This window comes from Nocardia brasiliensis IFM 10847, assembly GCF_000710915.1.
GTDB classification, from domain to species: domain Bacteria; phylum Actinomycetota; class Actinomycetes; order Mycobacteriales; family Mycobacteriaceae; genus Nocardia; species Nocardia brasiliensis_A.
Window position 1 is genome coordinate 1 of sequence record NZ_BAUA01000206.1, and the last position, 17,396, is coordinate 17,396.

14 protein-coding genes and 1 pseudogene are annotated in these 17,396 nt (G+C 68.6%); 12 read left to right on the plus strand and 3 right to left on the minus strand.

The features are described 5' to 3' along the window. Both mycP and NBRGI_RS40505 read left to right on the plus strand, forming a co-directional pair. On the plus strand, window positions 1-992 hold a 992-nt coding region (gene mycP, locus NBRGI_RS40500; protein WP_036562630.1), incomplete at its 5' end, for a type VII secretion-associated serine protease mycosin. A gap of 48 nt (window positions 993-1,040) precedes the next feature. After that, the gene (locus tag NBRGI_RS40505; protein WP_029903242.1) at window positions 1,041-5,126 is read left to right on the plus strand and encodes a type VII secretion protein EccC; all 4,086 of its coding nucleotides are present in this window, start codon (window positions 1,041-1,043) and stop codon (window positions 5,124-5,126) included. 69 nt (window positions 5,127-5,195) lie between these two features. Here NBRGI_RS40505 and NBRGI_RS40510 read toward each other — a convergent pair whose 3' ends face one another. Next, window positions 5,196-5,762, minus strand: coding sequence for a GNAT family N-acetyltransferase (locus NBRGI_RS40510; RefSeq protein WP_029903244.1), 567 nt, complete (start codon window positions 5,760-5,762; stop codon window positions 5,196-5,198). Next, window positions 5,759-6,568: a GntR family transcriptional regulator gene (locus tag NBRGI_RS40515; protein WP_029903246.1), complete on the minus strand. Its 810-nt coding sequence runs from the start codon at window positions 6,566-6,568 to the stop codon at window positions 5,759-5,761. Before NBRGI_RS40515 ends, NBRGI_RS40510 begins: the two co-directional genes overlap by 4 nt. A 170-nt stretch (window positions 6,569-6,738) precedes the next feature. Between NBRGI_RS40515 and NBRGI_RS40520 the strand changes: the two genes are divergently transcribed. Continuing rightward, entirely contained in the window at window positions 6,739-7,239 is a 501-nt protein-coding gene (locus NBRGI_RS40520; protein WP_014981765.1) for a DUF4254 domain-containing protein, read from the plus strand. Between the two features lie 157 nt (window positions 7,240-7,396). Here the strand turns inward: NBRGI_RS40520 and NBRGI_RS50045 are convergent, their stop codons facing one another. Further along, complete coding sequence (locus tag NBRGI_RS50045; RefSeq protein WP_370627925.1) at window positions 7,397-10,768, minus strand: MinD/ParA family ATP-binding protein; 3,372 nt, start codon at window positions 10,766-10,768, stop codon at window positions 7,397-7,399. 518 nt (window positions 10,769-11,286) lie between these two features. Between NBRGI_RS50045 and infA the strand changes: the two genes are divergently transcribed. From infA to NBRGI_RS40580, 9 genes and pseudogenes are all read left to right on the plus strand, one after another. Beyond that, a complete protein-coding gene (gene infA, locus NBRGI_RS40540) occupies window positions 11,287-11,508 on the plus strand; it encodes a translation initiation factor IF-1 (RefSeq protein WP_003418601.1) in 222 nt (73 codons plus the stop codon). A gap of 425 nt (window positions 11,509-11,933) precedes the next feature. Beyond that, window positions 11,934-12,047, plus strand: coding sequence for a 50S ribosomal protein L36 (rpmJ, locus tag NBRGI_RS40545; RefSeq protein ID WP_011207363.1), 114 nt, complete (start codon window positions 11,934-11,936; stop codon window positions 12,045-12,047). A gap of 215 nt (window positions 12,048-12,262) precedes the next feature. Further along, entirely contained in the window at window positions 12,263-12,637 is a 375-nt protein-coding gene (rpsM, locus tag NBRGI_RS40550) for a 30S ribosomal protein S13 (protein ID WP_014981767.1), read from the plus strand. Window positions 12,638-12,646: 9 nt separating this feature from the next. After that, window positions 12,647-13,060 (plus strand): 30S ribosomal protein S11, encoded by a 414-nt coding sequence (rpsK, locus tag NBRGI_RS40555; RefSeq protein WP_014981768.1) that lies wholly within the window; start codon window positions 12,647-12,649, stop codon window positions 13,058-13,060. Window positions 13,061-13,078: 18 nt separating this feature from the next. Continuing rightward, window positions 13,079-13,685, plus strand: a pseudogene (rpsD, locus tag NBRGI_RS40560) (30S ribosomal protein S4). A gap of 112 nt (window positions 13,686-13,797) precedes the next feature. Then, the gene (locus tag NBRGI_RS40565) at window positions 13,798-14,856 is read left to right on the plus strand and encodes a DNA-directed RNA polymerase subunit alpha (protein ID WP_014981770.1); all 1,059 of its coding nucleotides are present in this window, start codon (window positions 13,798-13,800) and stop codon (window positions 14,854-14,856) included. A 49-nt stretch (window positions 14,857-14,905) separates the two neighbouring features. Beyond that, entirely contained in the window at window positions 14,906-15,433 is a 528-nt protein-coding gene (rplQ, locus tag NBRGI_RS40570; RefSeq protein WP_014981771.1) for a 50S ribosomal protein L17, read from the plus strand. 111 nt (window positions 15,434-15,544) lie between these two features. After that, window positions 15,545-16,414 carry a tRNA pseudouridine(38-40) synthase TruA gene (truA, locus tag NBRGI_RS40575; RefSeq protein WP_370627926.1) on the plus strand — a complete coding sequence of 290 codons (870 nt, stop codon included), beginning with the start codon at window positions 15,545-15,547 and terminating at the stop codon, window positions 16,412-16,414. A gap of 51 nt (window positions 16,415-16,465) precedes the next feature. Next, the gene (locus NBRGI_RS40580; RefSeq protein WP_029903258.1) at window positions 16,466-17,287 is read left to right on the plus strand and encodes an LLM class F420-dependent oxidoreductase; all 822 of its coding nucleotides are present in this window, start codon (window positions 16,466-16,468) and stop codon (window positions 17,285-17,287) included. The last annotated feature ends 109 nt before the right edge of the window (window positions 17,288-17,396 follow it).

Genomic DNA, 17,396 nt, shown 5'->3' on the forward strand with positions numbered 1-17,396 from the left:
TGGCCGGAATCATTGCGGCACAGCCGCATCCGGGTGACGCCTTCACCGGCGTCGCACCGGATGCGGAGATTCTGTCCATCCGCCAGCTCAGCCTGGCCTACGAGAAGAAGGATCGTGGCGGTGATCGGCCGCCCGGCACCATCCGCGCCGACGGATACGGCAGCGTGCTCACCCTGGCCGCGGCGGTGGTGCGCGCGGTCGACCTCGGCGCCACCGTCATCAACATCTCCGAAGTGGCTTGCAGCCCAGCCGGTTCCGATCCCGCCGACTCCTCGCTCGGCGCCGCGGTGAAGTACGCCTACGACCGCAACGTGGTGGTGGTGGTCGCCGCGGGCAACGTGGAGTCCGACGGGCCGTGCAAGACCCAGAACGAAGGCACGGGTTGGGGTGCGGTCAACACCATCGCCAGCCCCGCGTGGTTCTCCCGGTACGCGCTCGCGGTGGGTTCGGTGGACGCCGACGGCAAACCGTCGGATCTGTCTCTGCACGGCCCGTGGGTCGGCGTTGCCGCGATCGGGCGCAACATCGTGTCGCTGGACAGCAAGCCCGGCGGCGTGGGGCTGGTGAACGGCGTGCAGACCAGCGAGGGCATCCGTCCGGTGGACGGCACCAGCTTCGCCTCGCCCTACGTCGCCGGGCTGGCCGCCCTGGTGCGGTCCCGGTTCCCGAATCTGGACGCGCAGGGCGTGATGGACCGGATCACGCGCACCGCGCAGTCGCCGGGCACCGGTCGTGACGACGCGATCGGCGCCGGGCTGATCGATCCGCTCGCCGCGTTGACCGCGCAGCTGCCCGAGCGGCCGGTGAGTGCCGGCGCCGACGTGTCCCGGCCGATCGCCGCCCCGGTCATCCCGCCGGGGCCGGACCCGCGCCCGCGCCGGATCGCGGTGATCGGTTCGCTGGTCTGCCTGACCGCGCTCGGCATCGGTATCGCGGTGGCGATTCCGTTCCGCCGCAGACGCAAGGAGATCGAAGCCGAATACGACCCGTAGCGGCAGGCCCCGCGCCGACCGCCGACAGCTCGACCGATCGAAGGAATCATGGCTACCGAAGGTTTCGTACGACGCCCCAGGATAGCGCCGCCCCGCGCACCCGGCGGGGAGGTGGCGCTCACCCCGCCACCGGAAGTCACCCGCGCGCTGCCCGCGCCGCTGATGATGAAGCTGATGCCCGTCGTCATGGTGGTCGCGGTGATCGGCATGATCGCGATGATGGCGATGATGGGTCGCAACCTGCTGGCCAACCCGTTGTCCATGATGTTCCCGATGATGATGCTGATGTCGATGGTCGGCATGATGGCGGGCTTCCGCGGCGGCACGGGCAAGCGCGCGGTCGAGCTCAACGAGGAGCGCAAGGACTACTTCCGGTACCTGGACCAGGTGCGAAAAGATGTGCGGCGCACCGGAAACAAGCAGCTGGAGACGCTGGTCTGGAGCCACCCCGAACCCGCCGACCTGCCGTCGCTGATCGGTACCCGGCGGATGTGGGAGCGCAGGCCCAACGACCCCGATTTCGGTCACGTCCGGGTCGGCATGGGCAGCCACCGGCTGGCCACCAAGTTGGCGCGGCCCGAGACCGGCCCACTCGAGGACCTGGAGCCGGTCTCGACGGTCGCGCTGCGCCGGTTCGTGCGCACCCACTCCGTGGTGCACGGCCTGCCGACCGCGGTGTCGCTGCGCGCCTTCCCGGCGATCAACATCAGCGGCACACCCGAGGACTCCCGCATGCTGGTGCGGTCCATGCTGATGGAGCTGGTCACCTTCCACGGCCCCGACCACCTCGCGGTCGCCATCGTCTGCGCGGATCCGGACGGGGCCTGGGGCTGGGCGAAATGGCTTCCGCACCTGCAACATCCGACCCAGCGCGACGGCATGGGTTCGGCCCGCATGATGTACACCTCGCTGGGTGAGCTGGAAACCGCGCTGGCCGCCGAGCTGATGGAGCGCGGTCGCTTCATGCGCAATCCGCAACCGACCCAGGGGCGCCTGCACCTGGTGGTGATCATCGATGACGGGTACGTCAACGGCAACGAGCGGCTGATCAGCGAGTCCGGTCTGGACTCGGTGACCGTGCTCGACCTCACCGCGCCGGAGGGCGGGCTCGCGGCCCGGCGCGGGCTGCAATTGATCGCCTCGGACGGCGACGTGTCCGCGCGCAGCGCGGCGGGCGTCGAGAAGTTCGCCACCGCCGACGTGGTGAGTTCGGCAGAGGCCGAAGCCTTTTCCCGCACCCTGTCGCGGTACCGGCTGGCCACCGCGGCGCAGATCGTCAGTCTCGGCGAAGGCTCGACCGCCGACCCCGGACTGATGGCCCTGCTGAAGATCCCGGACGCGGCGCAGATCGACCCGGCCCGGGTGTGGCGACCGCGCACCGCGCGCGAGCGGCTGCGCGTGCCGATCGGCATCACCCCGGATGGCACGCCGGTGGAGATCGACATCAAGGAGTCGGCCGAGAACGGCATGGGCCCGCACGGCCTGTGCATCGGCGCCACCGGCTCCGGAAAGTCGGAATTCCTGCGCACGCTGGTGCTTTCGCTGGTCACCACGCACTCGCCGGACGCGCTGAACCTGGTGCTCGTCGACTTCAAGGGCGGCGCGACCTTCCTCGGCCTGGATTCGCTGCCGCACGTCGCCGCGGTGATCACCAACCTCGAAGAGGAACTCTCGCTCGTCGACCGTATGAAAGACGCCCTCGCCGGTGAAATGAACCGGCGCCAGGAGCTGCTGCGGTCGGCGGGCAACTACGCCAACGTCACCGACTACGAAAAGGCCCGCGCCGCAGGCGTTCCGCTCGACCCGCTACCCGCGCTGTTCGTCGTGGTCGACGAGTTCTCCGAATTGCTCTCGCAGAAGCCGGACTTCGCGGAACTGTTCGTGATGATCGGCCGGCTCGGCCGCTCGCTGCACGTGCACCTGTTGCTGGCCTCGCAGCGGCTGGAGGAGAACAAGCTGCGCGGCCTGGAGTCGCACCTGTCCTACCGGATCGGTCTGCGGACCTTCTCGGCCAACGAATCCCGCGCGGTGCTCGGCATCACCGACGCCTACCACCTGCCCAGCGTGCCCGGCGCGGGCTATCTGAAGAGCGACGCGTCGGATCCGTTGCGGTTCAACGCGAGCTACGTGTCCGGCCCCTACATCGCGCCGCAGGGCACGGTCACCGGCGAGGACGGCACCCCGGTCGGCGGCCAGCGACTCGCGCTGTTCACCGCGGCGCCGGTGGAGATGCCCGCGCCGCCCGAGGAAGAAGCCTCGCCGCTGGATCTGCCGCCGTCGCCGACGAATCCGATGCTCGAATTGCCGCCGCCGCCCTCGGCACTCGGGCTGCCCGGCGCTCCGGGCGGCGACGAGGGAATTCCGGATTCGCTGCTCGACGTCGTCGTGAAACGGCTGACCGGGCACGGTCGCCCGGCGCACGAGGTGTGGCTGCCGCCGCTGGACGAATCCCCGACGGTCGACATGCTGCTGCCCGACCCGGACTGGCGTTCGCCGGTCAACCGGCACGGCCAGCTGTGGATGCCGATCGGCGTGATCGACAAGCCGTACGAGCAGCGTCGTGACGTGCTGACCATCAGTTTGGCCGGCGCGCAGGGCAATGTCGCGGTCGTCGGTGGTCCGCAGTCGGGCAAGTCGACCACGCTGCGCGCGATCATCATGGCCGCCGCCGCGACGCACACGCCGCAGCATGTCCAGTTCTACTGCCTGGACTTCGGTGGCGGCAGTATGGCCGGTCTGGTCGGACTGCCGCATGTCGGCTCGGTGGCCGGTCGGCTCGACAGCGACCGGGTGCGGCGCACCATCGCCGAACTCACCTCCCTGATGCGGCAACGCGAGGAACGGTTCGCCGAACTCGGGATCGAGTCGATGGCCGAGTTCCGGCGGCGCAAGTTCGCCGCGGCCGCGCACGTGCCGGAGGGCGCGGCGTCGTCCGGTAATCCGCTGGCGGACGACCGATTCGGCGATGTCTTCCTGGTGATCGACGGCTGGGCCGTGATCCGCGAAGAGTTCGACGTGCTGGAATCGCAGATCAATGCCATTGCGGCGCAGGGCCTGTCCTACGGCATCCACGTGATCATCGGTGCGTCCCGCTGGGCCGAGATCCGGCCGGTGGTCAAGGACCAGATCGGCACCAGGCTGGAGCTGCGCCTCGGCGACCCGACCGACTCGGAGATGGGGCGGCGCACCGCTTTCCAGGTGCCGGTCGGACGCCCCGGCCGTGGTCTCACACCCGAACAGCTGCACATGCTCATCGCCCTGCCGCGCTTGGATTCCGACTCCGATCCGTCCACCCTGGCCGACGGCGTCTCCCGAGCCCGGCAGGAACTCGCGGAGCTGCACGCGGGCCGGCACGCGCCCGAGGTGCGCATGCTGCCGATGCAGTTCAGCCGCGACGAGCTGCTCGCCACCACGCGCGCACAGGGGATCGAACTCAGCCCCACCAAGGTGGTCGTCGGACTCGGGGAATCCGAATTGCAGCCGCTGGTCCTGGATTTCCAGACCGAACCGCATTTCATGGCGTTCGCCGACGTGGAATCGGGCAAGACCACGCTGCTGCGCAACATCGTGATGGGCGTGGTGGAGAACTCGGATCCCGAGCAGGCCAAGATCATCATGATCGACTACCGGCGCACCATGCTCGGCGTGGTCGAGGGCGAGCACCTCGCCGGCTACTCCACCTCGTCGCAGACCTGCGGTCCGATGATCCAGGAGGTCGCGGAGTTCCTGTCCAAGCGCATCCCGGGCTCCGACATCACCCCCCAGCAGCTGCGTGATCGCAGCTGGTGGGAGGGTCCGGAGATCTACATCGTGGTCGACGACTACGACATGGTGGCGACCGGTGGCATCAATCCCTTTGCGCCGCTGATCGAATACCTGCCGCAGGCCCGCGATATCGGCATGCACTTCGTGGTCACCCGGCGCATGGGCGGCGTCTCCCGCGCGCTGTACGACCCGATCATCGGCGGACTGAAGAACATGTCGGTGGACACGCTGATCATGAGCGGCTCCCGGGACGAGGGCAAGATCATCGGTGAGATCCGCCCGAGCAAACTGCCGCCGGGTCGCGGCACGCTGGCCTCGCGCAGCAAGGGGCAGGAGATGGTGCAGATCGCGTATCTGCCACCGGTGTAAGCACTCCCGGTGCTCCTCGGCTGGGTGTGCGGTTGCCGCACCCGGTCAGGAGTCGGGCGGCGCGGTCGATCAGCCGCGCGCCCAGGAGATCTCGGGTTGTGCCGGGTCGAAATCCCAGCTGTCCGTTCGTCGTTCGAACAGCGCCCGGGACGGTCCGGTGGCGATCGGTCCGGCGATGCGGGCCAAGCGGAAGCCCGCGCGGCGGTAGTAGTCGTGCAGTTCGGTGTTGGTGGTCCAGGCGTCGAGCCGGACCCATTCGCGTTCCTGTTGGCGCGCAATGGCTCCCGCGTGCGCCAGCAGTCGATGGCCGAGGCGCTGGCCCGCGAATCGCAGATCCACGATCATGAAGTGGACCACGACCGCGTCGGCTAGTTCCCACGGCGACCACAACCCCGGGTCGGCACGATGGTTGATGGTGATGGTCGCCGCGGGCTCACCCGCGACCTCGGCGATCCAGGTCTCGCCCGCGTCGAGCGAACGCCCCACCGCCCGTGCGAAGATCTCGATCGGCAGCCCGCGACCGGCCACCGTCCACTGGTCGGAACCCTGCGCAGTCAACCACGCCGTGCGTTGCACGCGTAGTCGGCAGATCAGGCCCAGGTCTCCGATGGTCGCGCGGCGTAGAACGGTACTCATGGCAATGCGATACCCGGCCCGTACGGCACACCGAGGGTGCGTCCGATGACTGCCAGGCCCTCGGCGTCGCCCAGCTGATAGGCCAGCCGGTTGCTCGACGCGATGGAACGGTGCCGGGTGGCTCGGGTGACCCGCTCGTGATTGGCGCCGATCCGCAAGTGGTCCAGCAGGATCGTGCCGGTCGCCACGCCGAGCACGGTCGCCTCCTCCGCGCTGGCCGGCCGCGCCGTCAAGGTGTCGCGGTGGGCCGTCTCGGCCTGACCGCGGTCGGCGAGCCGGCGGGTGGTGCCCTCCGGGATGTCGTGCGGGGAGTCGATTCCCGTGGCCTCGGCCAGATCTCGCGGATAGAAGCTGACCTCCCAGGACCACGGCTCGTTGTCAAGGTACTGGACGACCGTCCTGGCCAACACCCAGGAGTCCTCCGGCACGCCGAGCCACAACGCGACCTCGGGGCCCGCGGGTTCCATCTTCGCGCTGAACTCCTTGGACGGCACGCGGTTGGCGGCCCGCGCGATCTCCTCGAAGATGTCGTGGCCAGCCCGCGGCCGATCCTGTCGGATATGGTCGGTGACAACTGATTCCAGAACTTCCTGGTTTCGCACGATGGTCCCGCGGGAAGTCGCTGTATAGACCAGATTTTCGGTGACAAGCACCTGAATCGCGTTGCGAGCGGTCGTGAGCGAGACCTGCATGTGTTCGGCCAGCTCCGTGTGGCTGGGCAACCGATCACCCGGTTTCCACTTGCCTGCGCGGATCTCCTCGCGGAGGAGGTCTGCGATCCGGTGATACGTCGGACCGTCCGCCATCTTGCTCCTCGGTTGGTCGTGCAGGTAACGAAGTGTACTCTTCGTGACTTCCTACGGCCCGGTAACGCTTGACAGGTGCCTTCAGAGGTTTATTGTAATGAACGTCCTGATCCGGTGTTGTGCGGCGATGACGGCGAGGCAACGTGGCAGGTTCGGATACAACGGTCGTAATGGCTCTTCCCGGCACACTGCGGTGCGCCGATTCGGTGGTGCAGTCCCCGGCTTCCGGGCTACTTCCCACCTCTGATCTACTCGTTCGGGCGTGTCGCGGCCATCGCGTCGTCGGCGGCCCGCTGCTCTGGTTCGCCCGCGATCTCGCGGTGCTGCACGAGCGGCGGCTGGTCGGCCGAGGCGGTTCGGTGGACACCGATCCCGTGGTGGTCCTCGAAATCGAGCGCCGCAGAGTCGAATTGGTGATGGCGATCGACGATTGGGTCGCGCGCAGCGTGCCTCAGCATCGACTCGGCGCCACCCTGCACACCGAAACCGTCGGCGCGGTCATCGACCGACTCGCCGAATCTTCGGTGCGGGCCCACCACGCGCTGATGACTCTGGACGCGCACGACGAAAGACTGCACGGCGCTTGGCATCACCTCGCCGAGCTCGCCGACGCCTACGACGATCTGGTGCGCGACATCAGCGCGGGCAGGCGCCGACTCCCCGAGTGGTAGACCGGGTCCACAGAGTGTGCGGACGCTCCACAGCACCTGTAACCGCTGTGCTGCGCTCGGAAACTCTGTGGGCTGAAGGGTTTCCGCGCAACCACCGGCTTGCGCGCACAGCGAATGTCGTTGCTGTGCGGTGCGCGCAAACCCTGGGCTGACGGTTTCAGGAGTGGTAGCGGCGGTGGTCGGTGGCGAAGTCGTCGGCGATGGTGGCGGCGAGTTCGACGTAGGCGCGTTTGGTGTGCTTGTGCAGGCGGTGCAGGTCGATCTCGGCGCCCTCGGACATGTGCGGGTCGAACGGGATGATGTGCACCGCGCGGCAGCGCGACAGGAAGTACTCGCGCAGTTGCTGCACACCGACATTCGGCGAGCCCGCGCGGGGTGAGTTGATCACCACTACGGCGTTGCGCACCAGATGGTCGTGCCCGTGCAGCGACAGCCAGTCCAAAGTCGCTGCGGCGCTGCGGGCCCCGTCGATGGCGGGGGAGGAGATCAGCACCAGCGAGTGCGCCAGATCGAGCACGCCCGACATCGCCGAGTGCATGAGCCCGGTGCCGCAGTCGGTCAGGATGATGTTGTAGAAGCGCTGCAGGATCCGTGCGACCGCCCGGTATTCCTCCTCGCTGAATGCCTCCGACGCCGCCGGATCGCGTTCACTGGCAAGCACTTCCAACCGGCTGGTGGCCTGTGAAGTGTGCCTGCGCACATCCGAGTAGCGCTGGATCGACGGGTCGAGCAGCAGGTCACGCACGGTAGACCTGGTCTGCAGCGGCACCCGCTGCGACAGCGTGCCGAAGTCGGGGTTGGCGTCCACCGCGATCACCCGATCGCCGCGAATCGAGGCGAAGATCGAGCCGATACCCATTGTCGTGGTGGTCTTTCCGACGCCGCCCTTCAACGACAGCGTCGCGATCCGGTAGTCACCGCGGACCGGCTGCCGGATCCGCGCGACGAGCTCCTGCAACCGCAGTTCCTCGGCGGACAGCCCCGGATTGATCGCACCGCCGGACACGTGATGCACGGCCTTACGCCAGCCGCTGCCCGGCGACTTCTTGGCGCGCCGCAACGGCACATCGTCGAGCGAGGGCGGCGGGCCCGGCTGATACGGTCCGCCCGGCACGACCGGGCCGGGTTGCCGTCCCCACTGTCCGGGCAGGGCCGGTGGCGGGGCGGGCGCGATACCGCCCGGAGGCGGACCGCCCATGTGCGGGCCGGTGTAGCCGCCCGGCGGTCCCTCGACCGGAGGGGGCGCGGGCTGCCGGCTTTGCGGTGGACCCTGTTGCGGTCCCGGTGTCTGGCCACCGGCCAAAGGCGCGGGGCGCCCGACGGTTTCGTCGGCCCAGGTCGGCGCCGCGGCATTGCGCCACGGCTCGTTCGGCGCCGGTGCGCCCAGTTCGTCGCTGCTCGGTGCCTGGCCGCCGGTCGCGGGGGCCGCGTAACCGGATGGGCCGGTCTGGTGGGGACCGGTTTGCGGCGGAGCCGGCGGCTGATTGGCCTCGTCGGTCGACATCGCTTCAGCGGGCAGGCGGTGCCGCCCGCTGGTGCTCGGGCGAGCGGTCTCGGCCCCGGACGACGGTACCCAGCCGGGTGTTTGGCGGCCGCTATCGCGTTGCGGTTGACCGGATTCCGGGCGTTCGGTGACACCGGGCGGCGAACCGGTCACCCAGTTGGTTCCGGGCAGGCCGTTCGGGCCCGGCACTTCGGCGGCCGGTGCCTGCGGTGCGCTGTGGTGCGGCATGGGCACACCGAGCGGGCCGCTCTGCGCGGGGACCGGACCGGGCGCCCGGCTCTGGTCCAGTGGCGCAGGACGATCCGGTGACGTGGCCTGGCCCGGTCGGCGCTCGGCCACAGACCCGGTGTCGATCGGTCCGGTGCGTGCCGGGTCAGCGGCTCCGTGGTCAGCGCCTTCGGCGAATTCCCCAGGGGGCGGCGGAAGTTCGGGCCGCCTGCTGGGCTGTTCGGCCTGCTTCGCGGCCGCGGCCTGCTCATCGGCGACTGTCGAGGCCAGCCACGGCGGCGGGCCGTCGGCCCCCAGCGGTGCTTCGAAACGAACGGGTGGAACCTGCTCGACCGGCGCGGGGGCGCCCTGCGGTGCAGGAGGTTCGGGCAGCGGCGGGCGCTGCGGCTGCTCTGCGTTTCCTTGTTCGGACCGTGGGCCGGCCAGCCACGGCGGCGGACCGTCGGGCTCCGTCGGCGCGTGCCGGTCGAAATGTCCCGGTGCGCCACCGGAGGAGGTGGGCGCCTCCGGAAGAGGCGGCCGCGCAGGGCTTTCGGGCGAGAGTCGATCCGCGGCGGACTGCGGGCCACGTGTCGAAGCCTGCGGCGGTGCGTCGGGGAGCGCGGGTCGCTCGGCCGAGCCTTGCGGAGCGTGCGTCGGCGCGTCAGGAAGAGGCGGCCGCTCGGCCGAAGCCTGCGGCGGTGCGTCCGGAAGCGGGGGTCGCCCGGTCGGGCCTTGAGAAGTCCGTGACGGTGCGTCCGGGAGCGGAGGTCGCTCGGGTGGAGCCTGTGTGGCAGCTTGCGGCGGCGCGTCCGGAAGTGGGGGCCGCTCTGCTGAACCTTGCGGAGTGCGCGCCGGGGCATCCGGGAGCGGCGGGCGCTCGACGGGAGCCTGCGGGGTTTGCAGCGCGGCCTCGGGGTTCGCACTCCACTCTGCCGGAGCCTGCGGAGGCCGAGTCGAACCCTGCTGCGCGGCGTCGGGGCCCGCGGACCATTCGGCTGGTGCTTGCGGTGGGCGAGGCGAACCCTGTTGCGCAGCGTCTGGAACCGCCGTCCATTGGGTCGGGGCCTGCGGGCCGCGGCTCGGACCCTGTTGCGCGGCGTCGGGGGCCGCGGTCCATTCGGCCGGTGCTTGCGGGGCGCGAGTCGACGCCTGCTGTGCGGCGTCGGGGATCGCGGACCATTCGGCGGGAGCATGCGGGGGGCCCGCCTGCTGCGGTGCATCGGGGAGCGCGGGACGTTCGGGTGCCTGCGTCGACGACTGCGGGGCATCCGGGAGGGACGGGGGCGGCGGCAGGTCGGGGCGACCGGACTGCGGGCGCGCCGGCAACTCGCTCGACTGCGGTGCGTCGGTACCCGAGCGCCGGCCGAGCGGCTGGAAACCCGCGGGCGGCGGGCCGGGGTTACGGGTGGGCAGACCCTGCGGAGGCGCCTCGGTGCGCTGCTGCGCGGGTGGGGCCGGTTCCTCCCGTGGCGGGACATAGGCGTCCAGACCCTGCTGCCGCCACGGGTCTTCACGCGGGGCATCGGGGTGCGGTGCGTCCGGTCGGTGCGGCGCGACCTCGTTCGGTAGCTGCTGTGCGGCAGGCTGCTCTTCGTGCTTGTCGCGACGCCAGCCCTTACGGCGCTTACCGGGCGCGGCGTCGGGGCGATCGCCCTCGGGAGCGCGCTTGAAGCGGCCGCGGCCGCGGCTCGGCGCCTCTTCGATCAGATCGTCGGCAGGCAGATTCTGTACCGGGGCCTCATAACCGACCTGGGTGACATCACTCTCGGACAGCCACGGCGGCAACATGGGCAGGCCATCATTATTCCTGCTCACGACTCCACCTCGCTGACGCTCGGTTCCGTCGTTCGCAAAGGCGCTGTGCCAATGGTTCGCTCGCTGCGCTCACTCACGACTCCACCTCGCTGACGCTCGGTGCGGTCGCTCCCATGGACGCGGTGGGCTCGGTGTTCCTCGTCGGCGCTGCGCATGGGGTTCGTTCGCTGCGCTCGCTCACGGATCCCCCTCGATCTGCTCGACCCTTAATACCTGGACAGCGGTCAGTTTACGCGAAGCCCGGACACCTCCGCGGCGCAGGAGGCCAGGGGGTCGCGGGACTGGTTTCCCGGTTCTGATCGGGGCGAAAAGGCTACCCGGACCCAGCTCGGTTCAACCCCGAAAGGGTGCTCGGGGCGAGGCATTTTTGCCGGAACCAATCGGTACCGGTAAGCTGGAGCGGCGGTGCACCTATGCGCCGACTGTTTGCATGTCACCGGTCAGGTCGACCGACGGGTACATGTAAGCAGAAACAAGCCAAACAAACCAGGTTGAGCGTAACCGGGATCGCGGAGGACATGGCGAAGAAAGACGGGGCCATCGAGGTCGAGGGTCGAGTTGTCGAGCCGCTGCCCAATGCGATGTTCCGGATCGAGCTCGAGAACGGGCACAAGGTTCTCGCGCACATCAGCGGGAAGATGCGGCAGCACTACATTCGTATCCTCCCTGAGGACCGCGTGGTCGTCGAGCTTTCTCCCTACGACCTGTCGCGCGGCCGGATCGTATACCGCTATAAGTGATTCGACTGGGCGAACTCTGCTCGCGGAGAACGCTCGCCCGGGTCGATTCACTTCGTGTTTTTTGTGGGGGGTGCAACCCCCACGCCCCGCCCGGCGGGCTTCGCCCCCGGACCCCGGGATGCGTACCCGGCGCGGGTGTGTACCGCACTCCGATGCCTACCCGGCACGGGTAGGCATCGCACTCGGGGTGCGTGCCCGGGTTGGGTGTGACCGCACGCGGGGGTCACGTTCAGCAGAGCGTGCATCCCCGGGCGTTGAACCGTAGCGGTGCGGAGTAGCACGACCCGGACCTCGCCCGAAAGGGCGAAATCGCCACCCGGTAGGGTGGAGCGTCGCCCTCGTGGCGATACAACAGACTTCCCCGGCCGGGTTGGCCGGGGAAAAACTGTGTTCACACCTGTGAACCACAACAAGATTGGACGGACGTGAAGGTTCAGCCGAGCGTCAAGAAGATCTGCGAGAAGTGCAAGGTGATCCGCCGCCACGGTCGGGTCATGGTGATCTGCGACAACCTGCGCCACAAGCAGCGTCAGGGCTGATCAAGCGGGGTTCGCCCCGACGATCACCAGCCGGGCACCGATCACTGATCGGCTTGGCCACAAGAAGAAGAACTCCCAGCTCCAGCCGCACGCTGCGGTATTCCGGGTTCGCTCGGAAGGCGTGCGTGCCTACCACCGGTACGGAGGCCGGTGCCCCACCAAGACGCGGGGACGGACAGGGAGCAGACCTCCGACACAGTGAAGGAACCTGCCACATGGCACGTCTCATGGGCGTCGATCTCCCGCGTGAAAAGCGCATGGAGATTGCGCTGACCTACATCTACGGCATCGGCCGTACCCGCTCCAAGGAGATCCTCGCGGCCACCGGCGTCAGCCCGGACCTGCGCAGCAAGGACCTCAGCGACGACCAGGTGACGCAGCTGCGTGACTACATCGAGAGCTCGCCCGAGCTCAAGGTCGAAGGTGACCTGCGCCGCGAGGTGCAGGCCGATATCCGTCGCAAGATCGAGATCGGCTGCTACCAGGGCCTGCGTCACCGTCGTGGCCTGCCCGTGCGTGGCCAGCGCACCAAGACCAACGCGCGCACCCGCAAGGGCCCGAAGCGCACCGTCGCCGGCAAGAAGAAGTAGGGATAACCGATGCCTCCGAAGTCACGGGCCTCCGGCCCCAAGAAGACCCAGAAGTCGCGTCGCCGGGAAAAGAAGAACGTCCCGCACGGCCACGCGCACATCAAGAGCACGTTCAACAACACGATCGTGTCCATCACCGACCCGAACGGCAACGTCATCTCCTGGGCGTCCTCGGGTCACGTCGGCTTCAAGGGTTCGCGCAAGTCGACCCCGTTCGCCGCGCAGCTCGCCGCCGAGAACGCTGCCCGCAAGGCGCAGGAGAACGGCGTCAAGAAGGTCGACGTCTTCGTGAAGGGCCCGGGTTCGGGTCGCGAGACCGCGATCCGCTCGCTGCAGGCCGCCGGTCTGGAAGTCGGCACGATCTCCGATGTCACCCCGCAGCCGCACAACGGCTGCCGTCCGCCCAAGCGGCGTCGCGTCTAGCGGAAAGGTAGATAACACATGGCTCGTTATACAGGCCCCCATCACCCGCAAGTCGCGTCGTCTGCGTGTCGACCTCGTCGGAGGCGACCAGGCGTTCGAGCGTCGCCCCTACCCGCCCGGCCAGCACGGCCGCGCGCGGATCAAGGAGAGCGAGTACCTGCTCCAGCTGCAGGAGAAGCAGAAGGCTCGCTTCTCCTACGGCGTCATGGAGAAGCAGTTCCGCCGGTACTACGAAGAGGCCAACCGCCTCAAGGGCAAGACCGGTGACAACCTGCTTCGCCTGCTGGAGTGCCGTCTCGACAACGTCGTGTACCGCGCCGGTCTGGCGCGCACCCGTCGTCAGGCGCGTCAGCTGGTCAGCCACGGCCACTTCCTGGTGAACAACCGGGCCGTGAACGTCCCCAGCTTCCAGGTGACCCAGTACGACATCATCGATGTCAAGGAGAAGTCGCTGGGCACGCTGCCGTTCCAGGTGGCGCGCGAGACCGTCGGTGACCGTCCGGTTCCCGGCTGGCTGCAGGTCCTTCCGGGCCGGCTCCGGATCCTGGTGCACCAGCAGCCGGAACGCGCTCAGATCGATGTGCCGCTGCAGGAACAGCTGATCGTCGAGTACTACTCGAAGTAATCGGCTCTGCCGCTGTTCCCTTCCGTCGTCCTCGCGAAAGCCGGAGGACGGAAGGGAAACCCCCAGAACGAGGCGTCAAATAGCGGGCGCCCAAACAGGAGGATGATCCTAAATGCTGATTTCACAGCGTCCGACACTGACCGAAGAGGTCGTCGCCGAGAACCGCTCGAAGTTCACCATCGAACCGCTCGAGCCGGGTTTCGGTTACACCCTGGGCAATTCGCTCCGGCGTACCCTGCTGTCCTCGATCCCGGGGGCCGCGGTCACGAGCATTCGTATCGACGGCGTGCTGCACGAGTTCACCACCGTTCCCGGAGTGAAGGAGGATGTCACCGACATCATCCTGAACCTCAAGGGTCTGGTCGTGTCCTCGGAGGAGGACGAGCCGGTCACGATGTACGTGCGCAAGCAGGGTCCCGGCACCGTCACCGCCGGTGACATCGTGCCGCCGACCGGCGTCGTCGTACACAACCCGGATATGCACATCGCCACCCTGAACGACAAGGGCAAGCTGGAGATCGAGCTCGTGGTCGAGCGCGGTCGCGGCTACGTCCCGGCCGTGCAGAACAAGGCGTCGGGTGCGGAAATCGGCCGGATCCCGGTGGATTCGATCTACTCGCCGGTGCTCAAGGTGACCTACAAGGTCGAGGCCACCCGTGTCGAGCAGCGCACCGACTTCGACCGGCTCATCCTGGACGTGGAGACCAAGAACTCCATCAGCGCGCGGGACGCGCTCGCCTCGGCGGGCAAGACCCTGGTCGAGCTCTTCGGCCTGGCCCGCGAGCTGAACGTCGAAGCCGAAGGCATCGAGATCGGCCCCTCGCCGGCCGAGGCGGATCACATCGCCTCGTTCGGTCTGCCGATCGAGGACCTGGACCTCACCGTCCGGTCCTACAACTGCCTCAAGCGCGAGGGTGTGCACACGGTGGGCGAGCTCGTCGCCCGTACCGAGTCGGACCTGCTGGACATCCGCAACTTCGGCCAGAAGTCCATCGACGAGGTCAAGGTCAAGCTGCACGCGCTCGGCCTCTCGCTGAAGGACAGCCCGGCGTCGTTCGACCCGTCCAGCGTGGTCGGTTACGACGCGAGCACCGGGACGTGGAGCGACAGCGGCACGTTCAGTGACACCGACGGTGGCGAGCAGGACTACGCCGAGACCGAACAGCTCTAGGCCGCTGGGGTAGGCACCCCGGCCCGGCCTCACACAAGGAGAACAAACCATGCCCAAGCCCAAGAAGGGTGCCCGCTTCGGCGGGTCGGCGTCGCACCAGAAGGCGATCTTCGCCAATCTGGCGACGGCGCTCTTCGAGCACGGTCGAATTTCGACCACCGAGGCCAAGGCCAAGGCGCTGCGCCCCTACGCGGAGAAGCTGGTCACCAAGGCGAAGGGCGGCACCCTGGCCGACCGTCGCGAGGTGCTCAAGGTGATCCGTAACAAGGACGTCGTGCACGAGCTCTTCGCCACGATCGGTCCCTCGTTCGAGGGTCGCGAGGGTGGCTACACCCGCATCACGAAGACGCTGCCCCGCAAGGGTGACAACGCGCCGATGGCGATCATCGAGCTGGTTCGCGAGAAGACCGTGACCAACGAGGCCGACCGGGCCCGCCGGGTCGCGGCGTCCAAGAAGACCGAAGAGGCTCCGGCCGCCGAGGTCGTCGAGGAGACCGCCGACGAGGCCGTCGCCGAGACCGCCGAGGCCGAGGCCCCGGCTGCCGACGAGGCTGCTGAGGACAAGAAGGACGCCTGAGATCGTGTTCCCCGCATCTGCGGGGATGATCCAGACGCCTGACGTCCGGAGTTCTCGAATGAACCCGCCGCCCGCTCTGCGGGTCGGCGGGTTCATTCGTTATGACAGGAGATCGTTGTGACGGTGCAGGATTCGGCGGGCCCCGCCGCGCAGTCACCCGACCCGGCTCGGGTTCGGCTCGACATCGGTTACGACGGTACCGATTTCACCGGTTGGGCGCGTCAGCCGGGACTACGCACCGTGCAGGGCGTGCTGGAGGAATCGCTGACGAAGGTGTTCCGCGAGCCGGTGCAGTTGACCGTCGCGGGCCGCACCGATGCCGGCGTGCACGCCGAAGGCCAAGTCGCACACTTCGATACGGCCACCGAGGTGGACCCGGCCAAACTGGTGCACCGGATGGCCCGGTTCCTGCCGAAAGACGTGCGAATCAAGGATGTTCAGCTCGTCCCGGCCGAATTCGACGCTCGTTTCTCGGCGATTCGCCGGCACTACGCGTACCGGCTGACCACCGCCCGCTACGGTGCGGAGCCTTTGCAAGCCCGCAGCGTGGTCGCCTGCCGTCACGACGTCGATCTCGATGCCATGCGCGCGGCGTCGCGAAAACTACTGGGCCTGCACAACTTCGCTGCCTTCTGCCGCCGGCGCGAGGGCGCGACCACGGTGCGTGAGCTACAGCGCTTCGACTGGGAACAGCAGGGCGAACTGCTGACCGCCTACGTCAGCGCGGACGCGTTCTGCTGGTCGATGGTGCGCAGCCTGGTCGGCGCGGTGCTCGCGGTGGGGGAGGGGCGGCGCACGCCGGACTGGGTGGCCGGGCTGCTCCAGGAGACCGAACGCTCCAGCTCGGTCACCGTCGCGCCCGCGCACGGCTTGAGCCTGATCGCGGTGGACTATCCCGCCGACGCCGACCTGGCCGCGCGTAACGCGCAGACCAGAGAGGTGCGCACCGTGCCCGCGGCGCACGGCTGCTGCGGCGACTGACGAACGGCATCGTGCGCGGAATAGGCTGCGCGGCCGGATCGTTCCGCAAGCATGACCTTTGATCAATTCGGACGGTTCGGTGTATGGCGGGCGTACAACGGGTTCAGCCCGGAGGACGCACGGGAGCTGGAACAGCTCGGCTACGGGACGCTGTGGCTGGGTGCGTCGCCACCCGGCGAGCTGGACACGGTCGAGCCGCTGCTGGCGGCCACCGAGACGATCTCGGTGGGCACCAGCATCGTGAACGTCTGGGCGACGCCCGCGAAGGAAGCCGCCGCCTCGTTCCATCGGATCGAAGCGAAGTACCCCGGCCGGTTCCTGCTCGGCGTGGGTGTCGGCCACCCGGAGCACGCAGGTGACTACCGCAAGCCCTACGACGCTCTCGTGGACTACCTGGACGAGCTCGACGCCGCCGACGTCCCGGTGCAGCGTCGGGCCGTCGCCGCGCTCGGCCCGCGGGTGCTGAAGCTGGCCGCGGAACGTTCCGCCGGCGCGCTGCCCTACTTCGTGCCCGCCGCGCATACGGCGCAGGCTCGCCCGGTGATCGGTTCGGACGCGCTGCTCGCGACCGAGCACAAGGTTCTGCTGTCCGATGATCCGCAAGCGCGAGCCGCCGCCGAGCAGACGGTCAACTTCTACCTGGGCCTGACGAACTACGTCTCCAACCTGCGCAGGCTCGGCTTCACCGAGGAGGAGGTCGCCGACCCGAGCGGTCGCGTCTTCGACGCCGTCGTCGCCCACGGCACGCCGGAAGCGGTCGCCGCGCAGCTGATCGCGCACCTGGATGCCGGCGCCGATCACGTGGCGGTGCAAGCCCTGGACGACGACTACCTCGCCACCCTGCGTACCCTCGCCCCACTGTTGCGTTCCTGATGCGACATCCCTAAGGGAACGTTAGAAAGCGACCCGGACGGTTCCCCCGGGCCTGTGACTGGCCACACACTCGTTCTTGCTGACGCGCTGAGGCGTCGAAGAAGGAGAT

Coding starts and splice junctions, on each gene's coding strand:
- NBRGI_RS40505 (WP_029903242.1), top strand. CDS start 1,041: ATGGCTACCGAAGGTTTCGTACGACGCCCCAGGATAGCGCCGCCCCGC.
- rpsM (WP_014981767.1), top strand. CDS start 12,263: ATGGCACGTCTCATGGGCGTCGATCTCCCGCGTGAAAAGCGCATGGAG.
- rplQ (WP_014981771.1), top strand. CDS start 14,906: ATGCCCAAGCCCAAGAAGGGTGCCCGCTTCGGCGGGTCGGCGTCGCAC.
- infA (WP_003418601.1), top strand. CDS start 11,287: ATGGCGAAGAAAGACGGGGCCATCGAGGTCGAGGGTCGAGTTGTCGAG.
- NBRGI_RS40520 (WP_014981765.1), top strand. CDS start 6,739: ATGGCTCTTCCCGGCACACTGCGGTGCGCCGATTCGGTGGTGCAGTCC.
- NBRGI_RS40580 (WP_029903258.1), top strand. CDS start 16,466: ATGACCTTTGATCAATTCGGACGGTTCGGTGTATGGCGGGCGTACAAC.
- NBRGI_RS40565 (WP_014981770.1), top strand. CDS start 13,798: ATGCTGATTTCACAGCGTCCGACACTGACCGAAGAGGTCGTCGCCGAG.
- NBRGI_RS40510 (WP_029903244.1), bottom strand. CDS start 5,762: ATGAGTACCGTTCTACGCCGCGCGACCATCGGAGACCTGGGCCTGATC.
- NBRGI_RS40515 (WP_029903246.1), bottom strand. CDS start 6,568: ATGGCGGACGGTCCGACGTATCACCGGATCGCAGACCTCCTCCGCGAG.
- rpsK (WP_014981768.1), top strand. CDS start 12,647: ATGCCTCCGAAGTCACGGGCCTCCGGCCCCAAGAAGACCCAGAAGTCG.